Source organism: Paenibacillus aceti, from assembly GCF_003614185.1.
Classification (GTDB): Bacteria; Bacillota; Bacilli; order Paenibacillales; family Paenibacillaceae; genus Fontibacillus; species Fontibacillus aceti.
This window is the reverse complement of record NZ_KZ987724.1, coordinates 76,884-97,093: the sequence shown is the minus strand read 5'-3', so window position 1 is coordinate 97,093 and position 20,210 is coordinate 76,884. Positions and strand designations below refer to the sequence as shown.

13 protein-coding genes, 1 pseudogene and 1 riboswitch are annotated in these 20,210 nt (G+C 45.4%); of the genes and pseudogenes, 3 read left to right on the top strand and 11 right to left on the bottom strand.

The window, feature by feature from the left end; genetic code table 11:
* Window positions 1-12: 12 nt before the first annotated feature.
* The 4 genes from purU to BFJ94_RS00385 form a co-directional block, all read right to left on the bottom strand.
* On the bottom strand, window positions 13-909 hold the full coding sequence (gene purU / locus BFJ94_RS00400) for a formyltetrahydrofolate deformylase (RefSeq protein ID WP_120460146.1): 897 nt from the start codon (window positions 907-909) through the stop codon (window positions 13-15).
* Window positions 910-996: 87 nt separating this feature from the next.
* Window positions 997-2,109 carry a deoxyribonuclease IV gene (locus tag BFJ94_RS00395; protein ID WP_120460144.1) on the bottom strand — a complete coding sequence of 371 codons (1,113 nt, stop codon included), beginning with the start codon at window positions 2,107-2,109 and terminating at the stop codon, window positions 997-999.
* Window positions 2,110-2,208: 99 nt separating this feature from the next.
* On the bottom strand, window positions 2,209-2,388 hold the full coding sequence (locus BFJ94_RS00390; protein ID WP_439116401.1) for an ATP-binding protein: 180 nt from the start codon (window positions 2,386-2,388) through the stop codon (window positions 2,209-2,211).
* 114 nt (window positions 2,389-2,502) lie between these two features.
* Window positions 2,503-3,225, bottom strand: coding sequence for a response regulator transcription factor (locus tag BFJ94_RS00385; protein ID WP_120460141.1), 723 nt, complete (start codon window positions 3,223-3,225; stop codon window positions 2,503-2,505).
* A gap of 177 nt (window positions 3,226-3,402) precedes the next feature.
* Between BFJ94_RS00385 and BFJ94_RS00380 the strand changes: the two genes are divergently transcribed.
* Together BFJ94_RS00380 and BFJ94_RS00375 are read left to right on the top strand one after the other, a co-directional pair.
* Window positions 3,403-5,679, top strand: coding sequence for an MFS transporter (locus BFJ94_RS00380; RefSeq protein ID WP_120460139.1), 2,277 nt, complete (start codon window positions 3,403-3,405; stop codon window positions 5,677-5,679).
* A 450-nt stretch (window positions 5,680-6,129) separates the two neighbouring features.
* Window positions 6,130-6,597, top strand: coding sequence for a DUF2621 domain-containing protein (locus BFJ94_RS00375; RefSeq protein ID WP_120460137.1), 468 nt, complete (start codon window positions 6,130-6,132; stop codon window positions 6,595-6,597).
* A gap of 415 nt (window positions 6,598-7,012) precedes the next feature.
* Here the strand turns inward: BFJ94_RS00375 and BFJ94_RS00370 are convergent, their stop codons facing one another.
* The 5 genes and pseudogenes from BFJ94_RS00370 to BFJ94_RS26285 form a co-directional block, all read right to left on the bottom strand.
* Window positions 7,013-13,210: a polysaccharide lyase family 8 super-sandwich domain-containing protein gene (locus BFJ94_RS00370; RefSeq protein ID WP_120460135.1), complete on the bottom strand. Its 6,198-nt coding sequence runs from the start codon at window positions 13,208-13,210 to the stop codon at window positions 7,013-7,015.
* Window positions 13,211-13,547: 337 nt separating this feature from the next.
* Complete coding sequence (locus BFJ94_RS00365) at window positions 13,548-13,691, bottom strand: Hpt domain-containing protein (RefSeq protein WP_240431930.1); 144 nt, start codon at window positions 13,689-13,691, stop codon at window positions 13,548-13,550.
* 81 nt (window positions 13,692-13,772) lie between these two features.
* Entirely contained in the window at window positions 13,773-14,198 is a 426-nt protein-coding gene (locus BFJ94_RS00360) for a chemotaxis protein CheW (RefSeq protein ID WP_120460131.1), read from the bottom strand.
* Between the two features lie 16 nt (window positions 14,199-14,214).
* On the bottom strand, window positions 14,215-15,804 hold the full coding sequence (locus tag BFJ94_RS00355) for a methyl-accepting chemotaxis protein (protein WP_120460128.1): 1,590 nt from the start codon (window positions 15,802-15,804) through the stop codon (window positions 14,215-14,217).
* 192 nt (window positions 15,805-15,996) lie between these two features.
* Window positions 15,997-16,091, bottom strand: a riboswitch (cyclic di-GMP riboswitch).
* A 302-nt stretch (window positions 16,092-16,393) separates the two neighbouring features.
* Window positions 16,394-16,519: pseudogene (locus tag BFJ94_RS26285) on the bottom strand (transposase); the annotation flags it as partial.
* Window positions 16,520-16,861: 342 nt separating this feature from the next.
* On the opposite strand from BFJ94_RS26285, the gene BFJ94_RS00345 reads away from it, so the two are divergent.
* On the top strand, window positions 16,862-17,791 hold the full coding sequence (locus BFJ94_RS00345; RefSeq protein WP_120460126.1) for a TIGR01777 family oxidoreductase: 930 nt from the start codon (window positions 16,862-16,864) through the stop codon (window positions 17,789-17,791).
* 117 nt (window positions 17,792-17,908) lie between these two features.
* Here the strand turns inward: BFJ94_RS00345 and BFJ94_RS00340 are convergent, their stop codons facing one another.
* Together BFJ94_RS00340 and BFJ94_RS00335 are read right to left on the bottom strand one after the other, a co-directional pair.
* Window positions 17,909-19,645, bottom strand: coding sequence for a DUF6382 and FHA domain-containing protein (locus BFJ94_RS00340; protein WP_120460124.1), 1,737 nt, complete (start codon window positions 19,643-19,645; stop codon window positions 17,909-17,911).
* 18 nt (window positions 19,646-19,663) lie between these two features.
* Window positions 19,664-20,173 carry an A24 family peptidase gene (locus tag BFJ94_RS00335; RefSeq protein ID WP_120460122.1) on the bottom strand — a complete coding sequence of 170 codons (510 nt, stop codon included), beginning with the start codon at window positions 20,171-20,173 and terminating at the stop codon, window positions 19,664-19,666.
* Window positions 20,174-20,210: the final 37 nt, after the last annotated feature.

Sequence of the window (20,210 nt, the reverse complement as noted above, 5' to 3'; positions counted from 1 at the left end):
CTTCTGATTATATTAATTGAATACGACCGTCTTGTTCTGATGCACCAGAATGCGGTCCTCGATATGCCACTTCACAGCCCTGGCCAGCACCACTCGCTCGATTGTCCGGCCGATCCGCTTCAGTTCAGCTACATCATCCCGGTGGCTGACACGCTGTACGTCCTGTTCAATGATAGGACCGCCGTCCAGCTCCTCAGTGACATAGTGGGCCGTCGCGCCGATAATTTTTACACCGCGATCATAGGCTTGGGCATAGGGCTTGCCACCTACGAAGGCCGGGAGGAAGGAGTGATGGATATTGATAATCCGGTTGCGGTAAGGCTGAATCAAGGCCGGTGACAAGATCTGCATATATCTGGCCAGCACGATCAAGTCCACCTTCCCGTTCACAACCTCCAGCTGCTTCTGCTCTGCTTCGCGCTTGGTCTCCGGCGTAACAGGGATATGATAATAAGGAATTCCAAATGATTCGACATATTCCTTCATATCCGGATGATTGCTGACGACCATGGAAATCTCGGCATCCAGATCGCCCGCCTGCCACTGCCATAGCAGCTCGACCAGGCAATGATCCTCCTTGGAGACGAAGATGGCCAGCTTCTTCTTATGACTGAGCTGAAATATATTCCATTCCATTTGGAATCTGCCCGCTATCTTGGCAAAATCCTGCTTCAAGCCGTCTATACGTTCTTCAAGCTGAGCCAGATCGAACTCAATCCGCATGAAGAACATTCCGCCCTCCGGGTCGATCGTGTATTGGTCGGATTGAACGATGTTCGCTCCATGCTCAAACAGAAAGCGGGATACTGTCGACACAATCCCCGGGCCATCCGGGCAAGAAATGAGCATACGCGCCCGATTAGTATCATAAGACTTAACTAGTCCATTCATCTTCATGTGCTTATCCATTGGTTTCTCTATTCCCCCTGGGCTTATGATCTATAGCATTTCTCTCTATTTAAAATTCCAAGTCTATTCATTATAACGATCTGAAGCTTAATATCTTCCTGAGAGCCAGGCGATCAAGCGATGATTAATCTGTTCCTCCGAATATTCCGGGAATAGATTCGCGGCGATCACCATATCGTACAGACGCTCCAGCGGTTCGCGAGGGTCCGCCTTCTTCGCTTTCGCATCGTTCTTCAGCAGATTCCAAGTGTCCAGCACGAACGAGCGGTAATGGATATCCTGCTTGCTGAAGAAGTCATGCAGTCCGGCTACATCTGCGATAAATTCCATACCGAAGCGCTGCTCTACTTCTCCGCGCAGCAAAGCGATTTCCACTTCATACATCGGGCGCTGAGTCTTGGCGTCTTTACCAACCCAAGGCGTCTCCAGTATGAATGGACGTCCTTGTAGCGCTTCATGATGCACAACTCTATCAATCGCTTCGAAGCCGATCCAGCCTGTACCCAGCGGAGTGTGACGGTCTTTCCCCGCGCCGACCGGATTCTTGCTATCATTAATATGAACGACCGCGATCCGGTCCAGACCGATCGTCTGATCGAATTTATGCAGCACGCCATCGAGATCATTTATGATATCATAGCCCGCATCGTGAATATGGCAAGTATCGAGGCAGATCGTTAGCCGCTCATTGTGCTCGACCTTATCGATAATCGCTGCGATTTCTTCGAAGCTGCGTCCAACCTCGGTCCCTTTTCCCGCCATCGTCTCCAGGGCGATGTTTACTTCGGTTGCATCGGTGCCGCTTAATACTTCATTCAAGCCCTCAGCGATCCGCGCAACGCCATATTCCGCATCCTTGTCCGTAAAAGCGCCCGGATGAAGCACGATATTACGCACACCGATCGCATGGGTACGGCGAATCTCCTCCTGTAGAAAATCAACCGCCAGCTGATACGTATTCGACTTGTAGGAGCCCAAATTAATGATATAAGGCGCATGCACCACAATTTCGTCAATACCGGCCTCCTCCATCGCTTCCTTACCTTCCGGCAAATACATCGCATCCATCGGTTTGCGCCGCGTATTCTGCGGAGCGCCGGTATATATCATGAACGAGCTTGAGCCATAGGACACAGCTTCCCCCGTCGCGCTTAATAGACCTTTATCCGAAAAAGATACATGTGAACCTATTTTCAGCATAATAATTCCCCCTTTTAGACAGTAAACCGCTAAACTTCCTATATTTTAGCTTGATCTTCAAAATAAATAAAGTCGAGCGGAGAAATACAGAAATAATCGCTACAATGTCATCCTCTTCGGCAGCGTTAATACGAATCGGGTGAGTTCCTCCCCAGCGCTCGACTCCAACGTCAGCCGTCCACCATGTTTATCTGCAATATGCCTGGCAATCGTCAGCCCAAGACCCGTACCGCCATCGCTTTTTCTCGCCGCATCCCCTCGCACGAAGGCCTCGAATATGATATCTCTTGGTTTGTTTGCACAATAAACCAGACCAACAGCAAGAATACGGTCAAACCCACCGTCAGTGAAAAGAAAATATAGTTTCGGACAAGCATGCCGAACAATTTTGATTTACGTCTCATCCAGTTCCTCCTCTCTGGCAAATCGATAGCCGAGTCCACGTATCGTTTTTATATATACCGGTTCCCGCGGCGAATCCTCAATTTTATCCCGGAGCCGGCTGATCTGCACCATGATGGTGTTATCATCCGCCATATAAACGTCTTCCCACACCTTTTCAAAAATCTGCTTCTTGGTATAAATACGCCCTGGCTTGCTCATCAGCAGCTTCAGCAACTTGTATTCGATCGCGCTTAGCGGAAGGGCTTCGCCTCGTTTGACCAGCATGCAGGCTTCATGATCCAAGCAGAGGTTACCTATCTTGATCGGCGCTTCCTCTTCGTCCGTTCCGGCCGGGATAGGCTCATTGAACTCATAGCTTCGCCGAAGCTGAGCTTGTACTCTCGCCACTACTTCCAGCGGGCTGAACGGCTTCGTGATAAAATCATCCGCGCCCAAGCCCAGGCCAGCGATCTTATCGATCTCTTGGTTTTTCGCCGATACAATTAGCACCGGCAGCTTATATTGCTTGCGAATCCATCGCAGCAGCTGATAGCCGTCGAGCTCCGGCATCATAATATCGATCACCGCCAAATCTATCGAATGCCGCGAGAATTGCTCGGCGGCTTCTATGCCGTTATTTGCTTCGAGTACGTCGTAATCTTTTTCTAAAAAAAGCTTGAGCAGTTCTACAATATCCGGATCATACTCCACAAGCAGGATCGTTTTACGCATCAAAATTCCCCCTCAGCACGTAATTTTTCGTGCTTCCCGGCCAATCTCCTGCTTTTAAGGTTAATTTAAGAATCATGCAAGTGCAGAGACAGAATGATAGTTTATACTTAACCTCATAACATCTTGAAGACCACATCTCGGAGACCACATATAGTTCAAAAAGAAAGAGGAGTTTCTATGGCAAATCCAGTCATTCAAGAAAAGAAAAAGTCCAGATTCAGATTACGTGTCGCCCGTTTCCTGAAACGTCCTGCACCGCTTTCCCCCGGATGGAAAGGAGCATCGCTAGCGCTGGGGGTTATAGTCCTGTGCCTCTATTTTGTGCAAGGTTACACCATGATTGGAGGACGGGGAGCCCTCCCTTACCTCGCTGGGATCATCTTGTTCCTGCTTGCAAGCATCCTGCTGACCGGAGTCATCGCCCTGCTACTTCATGGGGTCAAGAAAATGCCCACCCGTTATATTTGGCTTGTGCTTACTTCACTCTGCCTGCTGGTTATCAGTTTTATCGGCCCTGTGCAGTTGATGTTTATCGCCGCTTTGTCCATCATCGTAGCCTTCTCCTTGCTGGGGATGTTGATGTACCGCTGGTTCACCGGCAAATATCGCGAAGCAAAAAAGATATCCAAAATTCTCTCCGGCATAACAGCGGGAGTGGCATTTGCCTATATACTCTTGGGCGGCTACTGGCTGTTTGACAGCGGCAATAGCGACTTGCCGAAGCCATACCGCCTGCAAGCCATCAAGACTGCCGAGCATTATCCCACGGCCATGGCGAACCCGAGTGAACCCGGTTCTTATCCCGTCAAAACCCTGACATACGGAAGCGCGGACAGCTACCGTAAGGAATTTAATGCCGAGGATTCATTGATAACCAGGCAAGTGGACGGATCGGCATTTGTGGAAAACTGGTCCTCGATCCGCACAAAAACCTTCGGATTCGGGCCAGATCAAATGGCGCTTAACGGGCTGGTCTGGTACCCCGAGGGCGAGGGACCGTTTCCCTTAGTGATCGCTGTACATGGCAATCATCTAGCTACCGATTATTCCGATCCAGGGTATGCTTATTTAGGCAACTTGCTGGCGAGCAAAGGCTATATTTTTGTTTCGCTCGATGAGAATTTCCTGAATACGTCACCCTATGACGATCTGTTCATGCTGAAGGTACTGAAAAATGAAAATCCAGCCCGCGGCTGGCTAATCCTGGAGCATCTGAAGGTATGGGAGGAATGGAACGGCACGAAGGGCAACCCGTTCTTCAACAAAGCGGATATGAGCCGAATATCGCTGATCGGCCACTCCCGCGGTGGCGAGGCAGTAGCTGTAGCAGCAGCCTACAATAAGCTACCGTCAGCTCCCGAGCACGGCGATATCCCATTCGATTATAACTTTGGGATCCGCTCCATTATTTCCATTGCCGGTACCGACGGCCAACACAAGCCCGCTGGTCAGCCCACCCCCTTGAGGGATGTCAGCTACCTGGCAATTCAAGGCTCGCATGATATGGACGTCAGTTCCTTTGCCGGCGCAAGCCAATACAGCCGAATCGGCTTTTCCGATAATGTGCCTCACTTCAAGGCGTCTGTTTATGTTTATGGAGCGAATCATGGACAGTTTAATACCACATGGGGCAGAGCGGACACTATCGGTTTTGGCAGCAAGTTCTATAATACCGCCCAGCTTCTCTCTCAGGAGGATCAATTGCAGGCAGCTAAAGTACTCATCTCTTCCTTTCTGGAAGCCACGCTGCAGGGACAAGAGCAGTATCGCCATGTATTTAAAGACCTTGGTTATGCCAAGGAATGGCTCCCGGACACGATGTATATCAGCAACTATTGGGATGCCAACACCACGCTGATCAGCAGCTTTGATGAGGATATCGATCTATCCACGACGACAATCGAAGGCGGACGCCTGATTGGAAAGGCACTAAAGGAATGGAAAGAAGAAAAAGTCATGATGAAATATGGCACAGACCTGTACAGCGCGGTTCAACTTGGTTGGGATCGCAGAGAGTCTAATGATATCCCTAGTTATACGGTGATTCTGCCTGACACCGGGATTGCCGCAGAGCCGGGAAGCTCTATTGTCTTCTCTATGGCTGACCGCGACGATAGGAAAAAGACGGATACGCAGGAAGCGCTTATCGATTTGACCGTGCAGGTTGCTGATAAGAGCGGCAACATTGCTGCTATGCCGTTAAGCAGCAACGCCAGCTTGCTACCGATGCTCCAAGGCGACATCCTGAAATGGCCGTTTACGTCGCTGCTGCCAACTCGGGAGCCCGTGTTCCAAAACTTTGCCTTCCGGTTGGCCGATTTCAAACAAGTAAATCCGGCTTTCCAGCCGGAACAACTCAGCCGAATCGGCTTTATTTTCGACAAGACCGACCAAGGCTCAGTATATCTGCGCGATATCGGCATCCGCAGTGCTGCCACTGTCGGCGGTCTCTAATTGCAAAAAAGAACTCACTCTCGAAAAAAAATGGAAAATAAGTTATACTTCATGTCAAGACGGATATAGATTGGTAACAAAATCGACCATTTCCCAACGGAATTTATTAATTTCATCATATCGAAGCCGTTTATATTGGATCCCTATTCTACAAAACCAGTCTTTGCAGCAGAGTTACGAACTCTAACGAAACTGGATAACGCTATTCACACCAAAAAGGGCTTCCGGAAATTTTAACGAAACTGGGGATCGCTATTTCGCAAAAAAAGCAGCTTTAGACCCGAATTTAGTATAAATAACGATATGGTGTTTCGTTAAATTTTTTTACCGTTGTTTTTGAGCCAATAACGATATGGTGTTTCTTTAGAGATCGGCGACACTGATAAATTTCCCATTCTGCAATCATATGTTAAATCAAAGAATAGATTGAAAAATGAGGTGATCATTCTAATGATACATACATCGTTTCAATTCCTGGCAGCGGATCAGCCTAATCGCTGGTTCATGAATTCTATCGCCCTATGGGGATTCGTTCTGCTCGGCATGATGTTCATCGGCGGATTTTTCATGTTCCGCAAGTTCCTGAAGGTACTGCCTAAGGCGGATGGCAAGTCCAAGCTGGATTGGCAGAATCACTGGGTAGAGACGAGCCGCCATCTGTGGACTGATGAGACCAAGACCTTCCTGGATATGCTGGTTCAACCGGTTCCAGGCCCGTTCCGCGACATCGCTAGGCATTCCATCGCTGCGGAGATCGGCAGAATCGCCCTGGAAGAGAACGCTGATGCGGTTACACAGGAGCACTGTATCAAAGGCTATATCTCAGCGACCCCGAAGAGAGATAATAAATTTCTGGTCACCTTCCTGGAGAAGAACCAGATCGATTACAAGCCCTACCGGCATTTAATGAATAAATAAACTTATTTACACTTATAGATGGCAGCACTCCCTCGCTTTGCGCCAAGCTGGCTTACCGGGATGCTGTCTTCATTTTTAATAAAAGGGAGATACGGTGATAAAATACTCTGCACTGCGTTCCATCCTCTGGATTCCTTGAATCCTTCACGACTGTCTGCTTGATACTTCCTTACCCAATCTGTAACCGTAGTATCGGCTATCCCCAGCCGTTTCGCTCATAACCTGGGTTTGCTTCATTCTGAAGGCATCGTTCTACGACATATAACTTTATTTCTAAAGAAATTGGACTCCTTTGGGAAATCATAAAAACTCCCATCATTGTAGAAGCAGAAGTTTGTTTTTTCCACTGTCTACTATGATGGGAGCGTATCAAAATTTCTAAACTAACAATCTAACAAATCTTTTTTATCGAGACTTATTTCAAATTATTTAACATGCCGAGAATTAAAGTGACTGCTTCAGCTCTAGTTGCAGAAGCATTAGGATTAAATTTACCATTCCCATTTCCTTTAATCAGACCTGCTTCTTCTGCAGCTGCAACATAAGGCATTGCCCATACTGGCACTTGATCTGCATCCTTAAACGTCAAAGTTGCCTTTGGATTTACTTCAAGACCAAGCACACGTACAATCATGACGACTAATTCAGTTCGTGTGACTTCGTTATTCGCACGGAATGAACCATCTTCATATCCTGAAATATAACCTGCTTTAGCAAGGGCATTAATGGATGGCAGTGCCCATACTGGAGTTTTGTCTTGGTCTTCAAAAACAAACTCTGTATTGTTAAGTTCCAATTTCAAAGCTCTTGCTAGCATGGTTGAAATCTCGCCACGTGTTACATTTCCATTCGGTTTGAAACTTCCATCCTCATAACCATTTACAATACCAAGTTCAACTGATTTTTCAATGGAATCCTTGGCCCAATGATCTGCAATATCAGACAAATCTACCTTAGGTGTTTCAGGCTCAGTAGGTTTCACTGGATTTGTCGGATTTGTCGGATCTGTTGGTGCTGTTGGTTCTGTTGGTTTTGTTGGTGTTGTTGGTTCTGTTGGTTTTGGATCCGGTGATGTCACCGAACCACCACCCGAAGAGTTAGCTTCAGTCTTCACAGTTACACTCGGACCATCATAACTCCATTTTCCAGCTGCATTGCTTGCTTCAACCTTAAAGGTATACGTCGTGTTAGATAAAAGGCCACTGACTGTATAGCTAGTTTTATCGCCTGATAATTGAGTTAATTCGATACCATTTTTATAAATCTTATAGCTTGTTACACCCGTATCATCCGTTGCTGTTGTCCATGAAAGCACAAGACTCGTTCTACCAACACTTGAAGCAATTAATTTTGCATTCTCTGACCATGTTGGTGGAGTTGTTTCTGGTGTATCGTCCTTATACAGTGCTGTTACTGTAACTGCTTCACTTGGCATTTCAAATGTGGTTGTACTTTCATTTTCATTTTTAAATACAACATTACTGTTTTCAGTAATCCATCTGTCAAATACTTGGCCTACTGGTGCTGAATCAGCCATTATTGTAACCGTGGCTCCTTCAGGATAATTCCCGCTGCCTGTACCTTTTTCTACATCAACGGCGTATTTAACTTCTGCGTCTACTGTCACTTCAATACTTGTGGTCAATGAGATACTATTGGTGTTTAGTACCCCTTCAGGTAGGGTTACTGATCCCTCTACTGTAAATACTTGATCCCACTTTGATGTAGGGTCATAATCTGCTGCATCAACGTCCCAAGTGACATTTGCAAGTATATCATCTGTAGTTGTAAGCATATCATCTGTATACGTAACCAATGTTACACTACTTGGCAGTTTAAGTGCATCTGCTGTCTTTGCGGTTCCGTTAGGCAATCCAGTTATTGCTGCTGGTGCATCGATACTTACGAGTTTCCTTGCAGTAATCATCTCAAATTCAGCAGTGATTGTTACATCTTGAGCTGGCATTGTAAATGTATCTCCGAAGATCACATCGCCATTTACTTTCAAAGAACCTGGTTTTAGCTGATATCCTGCATCAGGGGTTACTGTCAATGTCACAGTTTCACCTGCTTTTGCTGTCGATAGATCTGCTGTTACTGAACCATTAATCATAGCATCAATTGTAATAGTGCAAGGTTTATCCATATCTTTTTCGACTATAATTGTTTTAGCAGCAAATTTTGTCGGGTCAACTACAGATGTTGCTTTAATTGTAAGTTGATCCGCTGTTTCATCTTCGTTCACCATCAACAAACCATTGTTAACGATAGTACCCACGTTTGTAGCACCTTCAACTTCCCAAGTAACTGACGTGTCCGCATTATTTTTCACTGCAACATTTGCAGTAAATTGCTGATTCGTACCCGCTTTAACGGAGTCAACTTGGTCAGGAATTACAACACTAATTATTTTTGGAACAAGTTCACTTACTACTAACACTTGTGCTGTTCCTGATTTTGTTGTATTTATCGTTGAAGTTGCTGTAACTGTCAGTACGCCATCAACTTTTTCGTCGGCAGCAATGGTTAGTACTCCGTCACTAATTGTAGTATTGTCACTTGAATTTCCATACACATCCCAAGTAACTGTATCAGGTGCAGTACCTCTAACCTCCGCTTTAAATGCTAGTGAAGTTCCAATTAAACCATCCACATCGTTAGGCGTTATGTTTACAGACTCAACCTTTCCAATGAGAAGCTCCACTTTGTTGATCTTCTCTTTATTTCCTGCTTTATCTACTGAACGATATTCTATTGTGTACAATCCAGCGTTTTCCAGTGTCACACTTGCTGTATTATCCACCGTTATCCAAAGTCCGCCGTTAATGCGGTACTCTGTTTTATTTACTCCCCAACCAATAGAGCCATTGTCTGCACTATCCGTTGCTTCGAATCGAAGCACGACAGCATCTGCGTAGGATTGGTTTAGATTTTCGGAACCGTTTACATACATTTTAGTAACAGGCGCAACTGTATCTTTATGCCACAGTTCTAGTCTTGCTGCATATATGCCGCCTTCATTTTTTCTGCTTCTAATATCAGAATACAGATTGTAATTGACTTGTTTAAGTTCGACACTCACGATTTGATTATCTGCCAGCTTTTGATGTACAAATGGCGTAACGTCGAACTGTCTCCATGCTTCGGGACCCGAAAATGTAATTAAATCGATTTGTTTGCCAATTGCAGGGGCATTGTTATAGTTAAGCTCAAGCTCGCTCCAGCTATCATCAGCTACTTCAAAAACAGCAATATCAGACACCGTTTGGCCGCCAGAATTTGTTTTGCCGTACACATGCAAGGTCGCTTTTGCAATTTCCCCTTCAAAATCGGATAGATCGAATTTCAAAAATGCTTTTCTGTCCGCTTCTGCACTGCCATTTGTAATACCGAGGTAGTTTTTATCTACTCCGTTTACATTGCCGGCCTTAGTTCCTCCTTCAATAAAGCTGTCCTCACTAACGATCACTGTTGTAATTGCCTCTGGATCAGGCTTATGCTCACTCATATCTGTACCCACTGCACTAGGATCGATTTTGAAACTAGCGAAATGACTAGCCCCTTTTGATCCGTTCGTATTCACTTCAATAATGATAAATGGAGACATTTGCACAACCTTCACGCTTTCATCCAACTGCAAGTTCTCCAAACCTTCATAGCCAATTGCAACTCTTAGCTTAGATTGAGTTTGAGTTGGGTCGGATACTGCAATTTGCAATTGATCTCCCACTTGCTTCATCATAATCGAGGCAGGTTGCTGTACCTCAACAGACTCAAGCTTACCTGGATTCCAGAAATTAATGCCTGTTAAGTTCAGTCCCGCATGTTTTACAGCTTGTACATCAGCAGTATTGCTAATCACTTCAACAGCTGGGTCTTCTGCATATGTTTTTGTAGCTGCTGCATCTTGATTTGGCAATAGCACATAGGCATAGGAAGCATCTTGCGGCTTTTTGCCATGATTAAAAGCTATACTCAAATAATTTCTTTGCAGCACATCGCTAGACCCATTGTTATCTATCTCGCTCCAGGAGCCGATACGCGATTCGCGTAACAGATCCAGGCTTGCTCCTCCCGGGAAATAATAACCTATATCGGAGCCAGGAACATTTCCTTCCAAGTGAGCCCATTGAACTTGCTCGGCTTTCTTATTCCAGTCCGTAGCTTCTGGCATCACTTCGCCATTTACAATAAAACGGTTTGTGCCGTCTTCATTAAGTTTACGGTTTTCAGCAATTGTTTCAATAAAGCGATCATCCTCGCTTGCAATCCCTGCTCCCAGTGCCACAATCTCGTCATTAAACATAAACCATGATTTTTTACCTGTGAGCGTGCTATTGTTCGGGTTTAAATCCATACCTGCCGCACCATACAAATTGTCTATAACCGATCCGCCAACCCATGTTTTTCCTGTTGTTTTGGCAGCATTTCGGATGGCACCATCAGATGTAACTCCCGGCAAACGATAGGCATTCACTGTTGGCCAGAAAGCATCATGGAATTGATTCAAGTCATTATTGTACAAATAAGTCATTCCATCTCCTGTATACCAGCCTTTATGATTCTCTGTTCCTTTCTCGTAATTAGAGATACGTGCTGAAGACATGCTGATTCCATATGCATATCCAGGACGATGATGAACGATTCGATCCATTGCTGACAACTGCTTATGCAAGGTCAAATCATCCTTGCTGGATATGCTAGTGTCCTCCATAAGCGTTTTCAATAAAATCACATCTGCAACCCGCAAACCATCGTAATAGTTAGGCACTTCTGAATCAGCCTCAAACCAATGCTTTACCATTGCTTTAAAATTGTCTGATTGTTCTTTAGAAGGTGCAAATTCAGCCAATCGCAAAATATGACTCCACGGCACTAACTGACGATTACCTCTAGCAACAGAACGTCCAAAAACCATATCCATCATCAATTTTCTATACGTTACCGGTTCAAAAGAATTTGTAACCCAATCAAATACATGGTTTTGATTTGCGTCTTCTATAGGCCACGGAGAATGATCCAAAAGTGTCATCACTTTCATCATATCGCCCAGCAATACAGCTCCGTAGCTTCCTGTATATGCTATATTGTTATGCTGAATAAAGGAACCATCAAGATAGAAGCCGTCACCTCTAGTCACATAAGGAAACACTTGGCTAATTGCGCTTCTGCCCTCTTTAATTTTGTCCTCGTTATGATCATGAATACCTCGTAATATTGTAATCAATGCCTTATCCATCCGGTTAGCGCCTGTTTCAGTCACTGAAGGCTGGACAGTTCGCTTAGTGGGATCGGGAACAAATCGATCGATTGCTTGAACATATTTTTTTATTTGCTGCTCGCTCAAATCATTGTACATAAGCGCCATTGTATCTCCAAGTGCTAATGGAATACCTATTTCCCATTCAAACCAGTTGCCAACGATGGACTTGGATTCGTTGTACCATTTACTATTAAGCCAGTCGAGCCCATCTATAATATCTTTTTTCAGCACTTCATCTTGGTACAAGGCAGAGCCTTTGATCGAGTATGCCGTTGCCATATCTCTTAGACGCTTATAAGAGTCGGCTACAGCGTAACCATTTACAGATGATGCAGGCTTATCACTCCATAATTCCGTCCGCTCACTGTTCTTATCCATTGTCGTCCAAAAATCTGTTGCTGCAGCAGTAATAGACGCTATCGACTTAGCAATATCCGGATCAGCCGGATTATAGCTTGTCCCGCCAATCAAGTAATTTGTCCATTTTTGACGCATACTTTCAAAAGCCGCCAGCTTCTCCGGATCAATAGGCTGCTCTGGATTCTCCGGCTGCTGTGGTCCGTCTCCTACCAAATCCAAAATGTCCTCTTCTGATAGTACAGAACGATAAATATGAAGCTCATCCATAAATATATGTAATACATCAACTGTTTTATTAGCTAGAGTACCATCGCCCATTACTCCGATTTTAGGAGAATAGCTGGTATCAACCGTTCCTGTTGCACCAGAAGTATCCTGCGTCTTATCCGCAACTAATTGTCCATCTACATAAAAAGTAGTTTGACTGTTGCGCTCATTTACGATCGTAATATGATGCCACTGATCATCCGTGAATGGATAAAACTTAATTTCTTCCCATTCATTATTACCGACTGTCATTTGCCAGCGGAGCATTTTATCCTTATCGGATGTTAACTGCCAGCCGGTCTCTTTTTTTCCTTTTTTATTACCGATGATGACAGGCCAGCCTTCCACATTGTAATCGGGCATTTGAAGCCAAAACGCAATGGTAAAATCAGTATCACTGCCAAACTTCAGATCAGCGCTGTTCCCCAAATCGATATATCCGGCAGACTGACTTCTGCTTTTATGATTGTCGATTTCGATAGCTTGTCCTTTTGCACCGTACACATACCCCTTAAAATGAGTATTAGCAAACGGCTCAATGATGCCTATTCCTTCGTTATTCAAGTTTCCATCCAGCGGCAAATACAAAACAGGTGCTTTCTTTCCCTCCATCAAATCAGCTTCTGCAGCAAACCCTTCCTCCGATGCATACACCGGAATTGAAAGCGCATTCAACATGAGAAAAAAAACTAACAGCACACTTATACAACTTGACTTCTTCATAAATTGAAACTCCTTCCCTCTATAGTTAATAGTTAATCAAGCGTTTTATACAGCTCATATTACATATTAATCTTGATACAATTAAAAACGTGTACAATTTCGACTATTCAAGAGGAATATTTTCACCTAAAACTTACTTTCTACTACTCGATACATAAAAAGTTTGCTCGACTCAACACATACACCACAGACGTTAGCCTTAGAACTAAGAAAAATGAAAAAACAGCCGCCTTGGTCTTATCCGGAAACGACTGTTCTTTCATTTCTATTGTTTACAGGCAACCGGCCATTCGTCCGATTCCCGTCAACTCAAGGATTAAGGCCACCTGGCCGTCTCCTAAAATGCTAGCTCCCGAAATGAAATCCGTCTTTCCAATAAAGTAGATGAGGATCCTTTCAACGTATGAGCCGCCCGAAAGAGGCTTTGAATCGTTTCTTCCGACTCGCGGTCTTGTTCGAACTTCAATATTTCTTGTTCCATCGTTTGCAGTTGGTCTTCAACCTCGGCGAAAAACACACCTATTAATTCGGATTTATATGATGAATCCATTGATCTCACCCTCTATTCGTGCAAAACATGTTCCAGTTTCAACACTCCAACCAAACCGGTTTCCGTAAAGCCGATCCCCGCAAAATAAGTGTCTTGAAGATCGCCGATTCGCTCTGAAGGAGGCTGCATATTCGCGAAAGTCGCCACTCGATTCACCCGATCGACCACAATGCCTATCATTTCATTCGCATAATTCACGACAACGATGCGAGTGGACTTTGAATAGGAGGCCTCAGGCAAACCGAATCGATTACGCAAACTGACGACGGGAACGATTTTACCGCGCAAGTTAATGACGCCGATCACATAAGATTTGCTGGTCGGAATTTCGGTAATGTCTTGCATTTTTATAATTTCATGAATATCACATATGTTCAGCGCATACCTTTCGTTTTCAATTTCAATCTCGATGTATTGAGTTTGCAGAGTTGTTGTCATCGAATTCACCTGTTTGCTATTTGATTTTGAAAGACTCGACGGCTTTATTCAATCCCTCAGCCAATTGCGCAAGCGATAGAGCTGTTGATGCCGTTTCCTCACTGCTTGCCGACGATTCTTGTGTCGCAGCGGAAATGCCTTCGATCGAACTCAACACTTCGGAAGACTGGGCGGCCTGTTCCTCGCTTGCAGCGGCAATTTCCCCGATTTTATGGGCGGATTCATTTACCATTGCAATAATGTTCTTGAACGATTCCCCCATATTTTGCGACGAAACGACACCTTCGCCCACCGCTAGCACGCTTTGATGAGTATTTTCCTGCATCCCTTTGATAATGACTGTAATTTGCTTGGTCGCTTCGCTGCTTCGTTCGGCCAGCTTCCGTACTTCGTCGGCCACTACCGCAAATCCACGGCCTTGATCTCCAGCCCGGGCCGCCTCAATCGCCGCGTTTAAGGCTAACAGATTCGTTTGATCGGATATGTCGTCAATCACTTCAATAATTTTCCCAATTTTATTCGAATCGTCTTCCAACCGGGACATCTGCTGGTCGATATGGTTCATGCCGTCTATGGAGGAGCGAACGACCTCCCCGCCCTCTTCCGCAATGCTCAACGTTTGATTGGATAACTCCGACGCTTGTTCCGCGCTTTCGGCTACCGAAATAATGGCCGCGGACAATTCTCTAAATAATTCGTTCATCGTTTGAGCGGCATGGGCTTCGCTGGTACTGCTACTGGCAATTTCTTCGGTGCTGGCCGATATTTGCTGTGCTGCGGCGGAGACGTTTTCAGCCGAAACCAGAATGCCCCCGACAGTCTCCCTTAAACGGAGCACCATGTTGTTAATAGATCCGGCCAATTGTCCTATTTCGTCTTTCGTATCAATATCCGCCGTTTCAGTTAAGTCACCGTCAGCTACTTTCGCTACCAATCGGATCACCCGATTTAACGGACGGGCAATAATTTGCGATATAAAGTAACCTAAAGCGATACTGAGCAGCGACGCTACAATGATGACCGAAATCGTGATCGTGCGGAAGGAAGCGTACATAGTGTCTCCTTCCAAATTAGCTTGCTCCGCAGTCTTGAGGTTGTATGTAACTAATTCGTTCAAAACAGCGTTTAATTCATCGCCCACTTTTTTATATTCGCTCCGCACGAAAGCTTGAAATTCCGCATCCTTGTCGTCCAAAATGAGTTGTACTGCATCTTCGGCCACTCCGTTGTAGGCTTGCCAGGCAGGTGTGAATTTGTTAAATATATCTTCATGCTCTTGACTAAAGGCTCGATTGTGATAAGCGGAAATTTTAGAATTGATTTCTTGTTTAAATTCTTCTATCGTTTCGGAATAAGCCATTTTTTCCTCATTTGCATCGGAAGTAGCCATAACAAAAATGGTAACACTCATTCTCTGATACAAAATTTGCACATCCGTAATTTGGTCCACAGGCACAAGTCGGTAATCATACATTTCGCTCAATTTAGAGTCCATTTTTCCAATATTGGACAATCCGAACAAGCCGACAAACGTTAGAATAATCGCCATAACCATAAAGATTGTGATTAATTTCACATTTGTTTTTAAATTATAAAACCATTTCAACGTTAAAGCACCTCGTTTAAATTATTTTTGCATCGAATTTCGGGAAATAGACGGTATCTACTGGTTATAATATAGCGATATGGAATTAATTTAACATAGTTCATCCCCTCTTTTAGTGCAAAACATTTGTATTTCCAAACCAGATTGCAGCACAAAAAAATCCTCCCGAAACAGGAGGATGATCCTCTATATTTCGGCAACTGGCTGGCATAATGTTTTATTGGAAAAACATAGTAGCCCCTATAGCTTTGCGACCCCGCTTTTCAACGGGTGTGCCTTTTCTGTTGTCAGGTGTTTATCACCCAAAAAAATTTGATTTTTTCGTCGATTGTTGATTATAGTCTATTTATCTCATTTCAACAATGAAGTTTATAAAATTAATAGTAAAAAATAACCCTTGTGACGCGTTCAATATAGTTCTTTAGACTTTATTTTTTATACTTATAATTTTATATAACTTATACAAAAATGAAGTTTGAAAGACTCGTATCCGACCGGAGGCCCGTATGAATAATGCAGATTTTTCAGTTTTGTTGGCTTAAAGGGGAGAATGAGCAGACTTACGGAGTTTTCTGGTAAATTACAAAAATTAAGCGGTAGCTTTCTTAGATTGACGAGCCATTGCTATCGCAGAAGCGAACAATACAATGGCGTTCAGGTATTGGTGTGTTGTCACCTTCTGAATGCCCCAGACGTGCATAGCATCTGCGGTTATTAAGTGTATGTTCTGCAACTGGAACAGAGTCTTTACCTATTTGTGCTGTTTTAGCTGTACATTATGCAATTAGAAGCTCCACCCAGCACACTTACGAACTCTTACGAAACTGGGAAACGCTATTCACACCAAAAAGGGCTTCTGGAAATTTTAACGATACTGGAGATCGCTATTTCGCAAAAAAAGCATGTTTAGACCCAAATTTAGTATAAATAACGATGTGGCGTTTCGTTAAAAATTTTTTACCGTTGTTTTTGAGCCAATAACGATATGGTGTTTCGTTAGAGATCGGCGACACTGATAAACTTCCCCTTTCTGTACAATTAAAAGGAGGGAATTGGGATGAAATATGTCATTCTTGGGGGAAGCGGATTTATCGGCAGTGCCCTGACCCGCTTCTGGCTGGAGCAAGGGCATGAGGTGGTGATTATTACTCGTAAATCGAAGCTAGGAGATCGCGCCCTGACGGATGTGCAGAAACCATTACTCTATTACACGTGGCACGATATTGAGCAGAATCCTCTCCTCCTTCGTGGAGCGGAGGGAATCGTTAATCTGGCGGGAGCCACGATTAACCAGCGTTGGACACGAAAAGGGAAGCAGGCCATTATAGACTCGCGATTGAGTACAACACAAGCTCTGGGTCGATGGCTAAGTGTGCTGGGAAATGAGGGACCGAAGGTGATCGTTCAAGGTTCAGCGGTGGGCATCTATGGCACTTCCCTCACGCAGGAATTCACGGAGCATTCCTCATGCGTTCATCCCGATTTTCTCTCTGAAGTTACGGCCGCATGGGAAAAGACAGCCCAGCAGAGCATTCAGACAGCGACTCGCCTTGTTCTACTGCGGACAGGTGTGGTGCTTGGCAACCAAGGTGGCGCCTATCCTCTGATGCGCCTTCCTTTCCTGCTTGGAGTCGGCGGTCGAATCGGCACAGGCAAGCAATGGGTTCCCTGGATTCATATCGGAGACCTGGTCTCACTTATCGATTTCTGCATAGCACATCCTGAAATCTCAGGCCCGGTCAATGCAGTCAGCCCAAATCCGATGACGAATGAACAGTTCGGCCACACGATCGGCCGTGTCCATCATCGGCCTTTCTGGCTCCCACTGCCCGCCTTTGTACTCCGGGCTATACTAGGAGAAATGTCCCTTCTGTTACTAGAAGGACAGCAAGTCGTTCCCCAAGCTGCCATTTCATCCGGGTTCAAATACACCTATCCTCAGCTAGAGGAAGCCGTTGCAAATCTTAAAGACCAGAAACGCCATTGACCGGACATCACATTGCCTTGGGGCACCACATTGCCAACAATTAACGCGAACCAGCCCCGGCTGATCCTGACAACTAAATCAGGCCCGGGGCTAGATTAACTCCGCTGGATCATTCACCTAAGAGGCTTTCGCTGTATGACCAGCGCAGAGCTTATAGGTGCTGTCAGCGATCAGGAATATATCACCGGGTTCAAGCGGGTATTCCTTGTAAGGGGCGATAAGCTCCCCTTTGAGCAACGTGCCATTGCGAGAGCCCAGATCCTTAATGCTGCAGCCCTCTTCACGGATCATTAGCTCGACATGCGCCCGAGATACGCCCGCAGCCTGCTCAACGTAATGAGCAATCTCCTCTGAACGGCCAATCACAAAGCTTCCCGGCTTCAGGACGATGATTTCCGGTGCATTCCATTGTTCTTCCTGGGCGGCGTATCTTTCCAAGCGAAACGCTGCAGTTGGCGAGGCTGTCTTTGGTGAGACAGAATTATGGCTAAGCAGAACGGTCGCAGGCTGATGCAAGGACTCCTCAACTAAGGGTAGATTAGCTTGAACCTTCAGCTCATTTTCCAGTTCCCCTACTTCCACAGCCTTCGACCGAAATGCATCCTGCTTCCATGAACCTACGCGCTCCCCTCCACCTGTCTCTGGCGCATCCTGCCCAGATATAACGGACTTTGGCTTAGGCAAATGTAGCGAATTCTCTCCTCCCCAGACTCCCCCGTTCCAAGGCTGCTTCCAGTTTACGGCCTCATCATCGGTCATCTCTCCTTCATCAGAAGAACGGCGACTTAAGTGATCCATCATCTCAGACAAACTGGCCATGATCACTTCCAGCTTCCCACCGCGGATTAACAGCAGCATAACGGCCATAATTAACGAAATTCCAGCACATACATACAGCCCCCATGAGCTGGGAGCATCGAGATAAAGAAACTTCCAGCATAGCGCAGCGGCAAGCAGAGAACCCAGTAGATAATATGTAAATTTACCACGTGGTTTAATTGGCTCACTCTCATCATCAAGCTCGGTGTTATCCGCCAGATCCCATATTTCAGCTTGGTGATTATGAATGGAGTGAGGCTGAAAATGGGCTTCACCGCTCCCCTCTAACTTTGCAGCCCTTGAATGGACATGCTTCTGTATTCGTCTCTGCCGATCTTGAAGCTTGCCTTCTACAGAATGCTCGGAAGCCTGAACGTATTCCCTGATCATTACCGGTGAATTCTCTGATTCATATCTATCATTCCCCTTGGCGGCAACCATTTTCACCGCTTCTGAGCGATCCCCTCCCAGCAGATCTAGCAGAATTTTTTTCAAGGTGGCCGTAGAGAAGAGCTCATCCCCGCAAAAGCTAACGATCCGCTGAATCCCATCTCCCTCAACAGCCGTTACACTGTTCAAAATCCGGGTAATCAAGGTCAACAGCGATAGCCCTAATCGCTCCTGTCCCGCCGGTTCCCGAATAGGAACATAGGTCAAATACAGCATTGCCGATGCGAGCGGCCCCTCGACAAATATAAAATCCTCATCTATTAAAAAATTGAGCGGAGACAGCATATACTGATCGCAGTCATCCAATATCGCTACAATTTGCAGCAGTAAGCTATAGAACTCCTGCGCGCTTAACTTATCGCTCTTCAGACATTGAGGTAACATGCGCCTGCCAGTAATTTCGTAATATAAGCTGACCTCAAAATTTATCTCGCGAAGATCAAGCGGCAGCAGGCCGGGAATTTCCATCGAGGCCAGCATCGTATGCTGAACCCGGTTAATATCTCTGGAGTGCAGACCGTTTGCTCCCCTCAGAATCATATAGGTACCGCCATTCCTCATAAAATCGACGTTAAATGCCGGCATTCAAAGCCACTCCCCTTACTAAGAAAAAGTTAAAATGGCGTACACCGCTCCTGGCAGAACAGCCAGCATAAACGGCATCTGCAATTGCTTCTTCGTTCCCTCCTGAATCGGGCTCAGGCTTTGTAGCAATATAACCCCGAACAAGCTATGCACTACATTACGAATCCGCATAATGAATTCACGCCGCATGAGCAATATGAATATGCCAATAATCCCCGCGGCAAGAATAGAATACATAAGAATCGATAGAGTCAGGCCTAACCCCGTCCAAGCTCCAATCCCGCCAAATAGCTTCACATCGCCTCCGCCTACCGCACCGAACAAATACATAATGAACATCAGGGCGAAGCCCACCGCTGCGCCCTTCAGAGCAAATAGAACCCCTTCCATCCCCCCGGAAAAAGCATGAAATGCTAGTCCCGAGATGAACCCGATAATCGTGATCTTATTAGGAATCTTCATCCACCTGATATCTGTAATAAATGCCGCTATCAGCACAATCAAGCAACCCCAGTATTCCAATGGCATTGGCGCTTATCCCCTCCGATAAACTCTAGATTATCTG

Excerpts from the sequence above, each read along its gene's own strand:
- BFJ94_RS00345 (WP_120460126.1), top strand. The coding sequence starts at position 16,862 with ATGAAATATGTCATTCTTGGGGGAAGCGGATTTATCGGCAGTGCCCTG.
- purU (WP_120460146.1), bottom strand. The coding sequence starts at position 909 with ATGGATAAGCACATGAAGATGAATGGACTAGTTAAGTCTTATGATACT.
- BFJ94_RS00340 (WP_120460124.1), bottom strand. The coding sequence starts at position 19,645 with ATGCCGGCATTTAACGTCGATTTTATGAGGAATGGCGGTACCTATATG.
- BFJ94_RS00385 (WP_120460141.1), bottom strand. The coding sequence starts at position 3,225 with ATGCGTAAAACGATCCTGCTTGTGGAGTATGATCCGGATATTGTAGAA.
- BFJ94_RS00360 (WP_120460131.1), bottom strand. The coding sequence starts at position 14,198 with ATGACAACAACTCTGCAAACTCAATACATCGAGATTGAAATTGAAAAC.
- BFJ94_RS00375 (WP_120460137.1), top strand. The coding sequence starts at position 6,130 with ATGATACATACATCGTTTCAATTCCTGGCAGCGGATCAGCCTAATCGC.
- BFJ94_RS00365 (WP_240431930.1), bottom strand. The coding sequence starts at position 13,691 with ATGGAACAAGAAATATTGAAGTTCGAACAAGACCGCGAGTCGGAAGAA.
- BFJ94_RS00335 (WP_120460122.1), bottom strand. The coding sequence starts at position 20,173 with ATGCCATTGGAATACTGGGGTTGCTTGATTGTGCTGATAGCGGCATTT.
- BFJ94_RS00370 (WP_120460135.1), bottom strand. The coding sequence starts at position 13,210 with ATGAAGAAGTCAAGTTGTATAAGTGTGCTGTTAGTTTTTTTTCTCATG.
- BFJ94_RS00380 (WP_120460139.1), top strand. The coding sequence starts at position 3,403 with ATGGCAAATCCAGTCATTCAAGAAAAGAAAAAGTCCAGATTCAGATTA.
- BFJ94_RS00395 (WP_120460144.1), bottom strand. The coding sequence starts at position 2,109 with ATGCTGAAAATAGGTTCACATGTATCTTTTTCGGATAAAGGTCTATTA.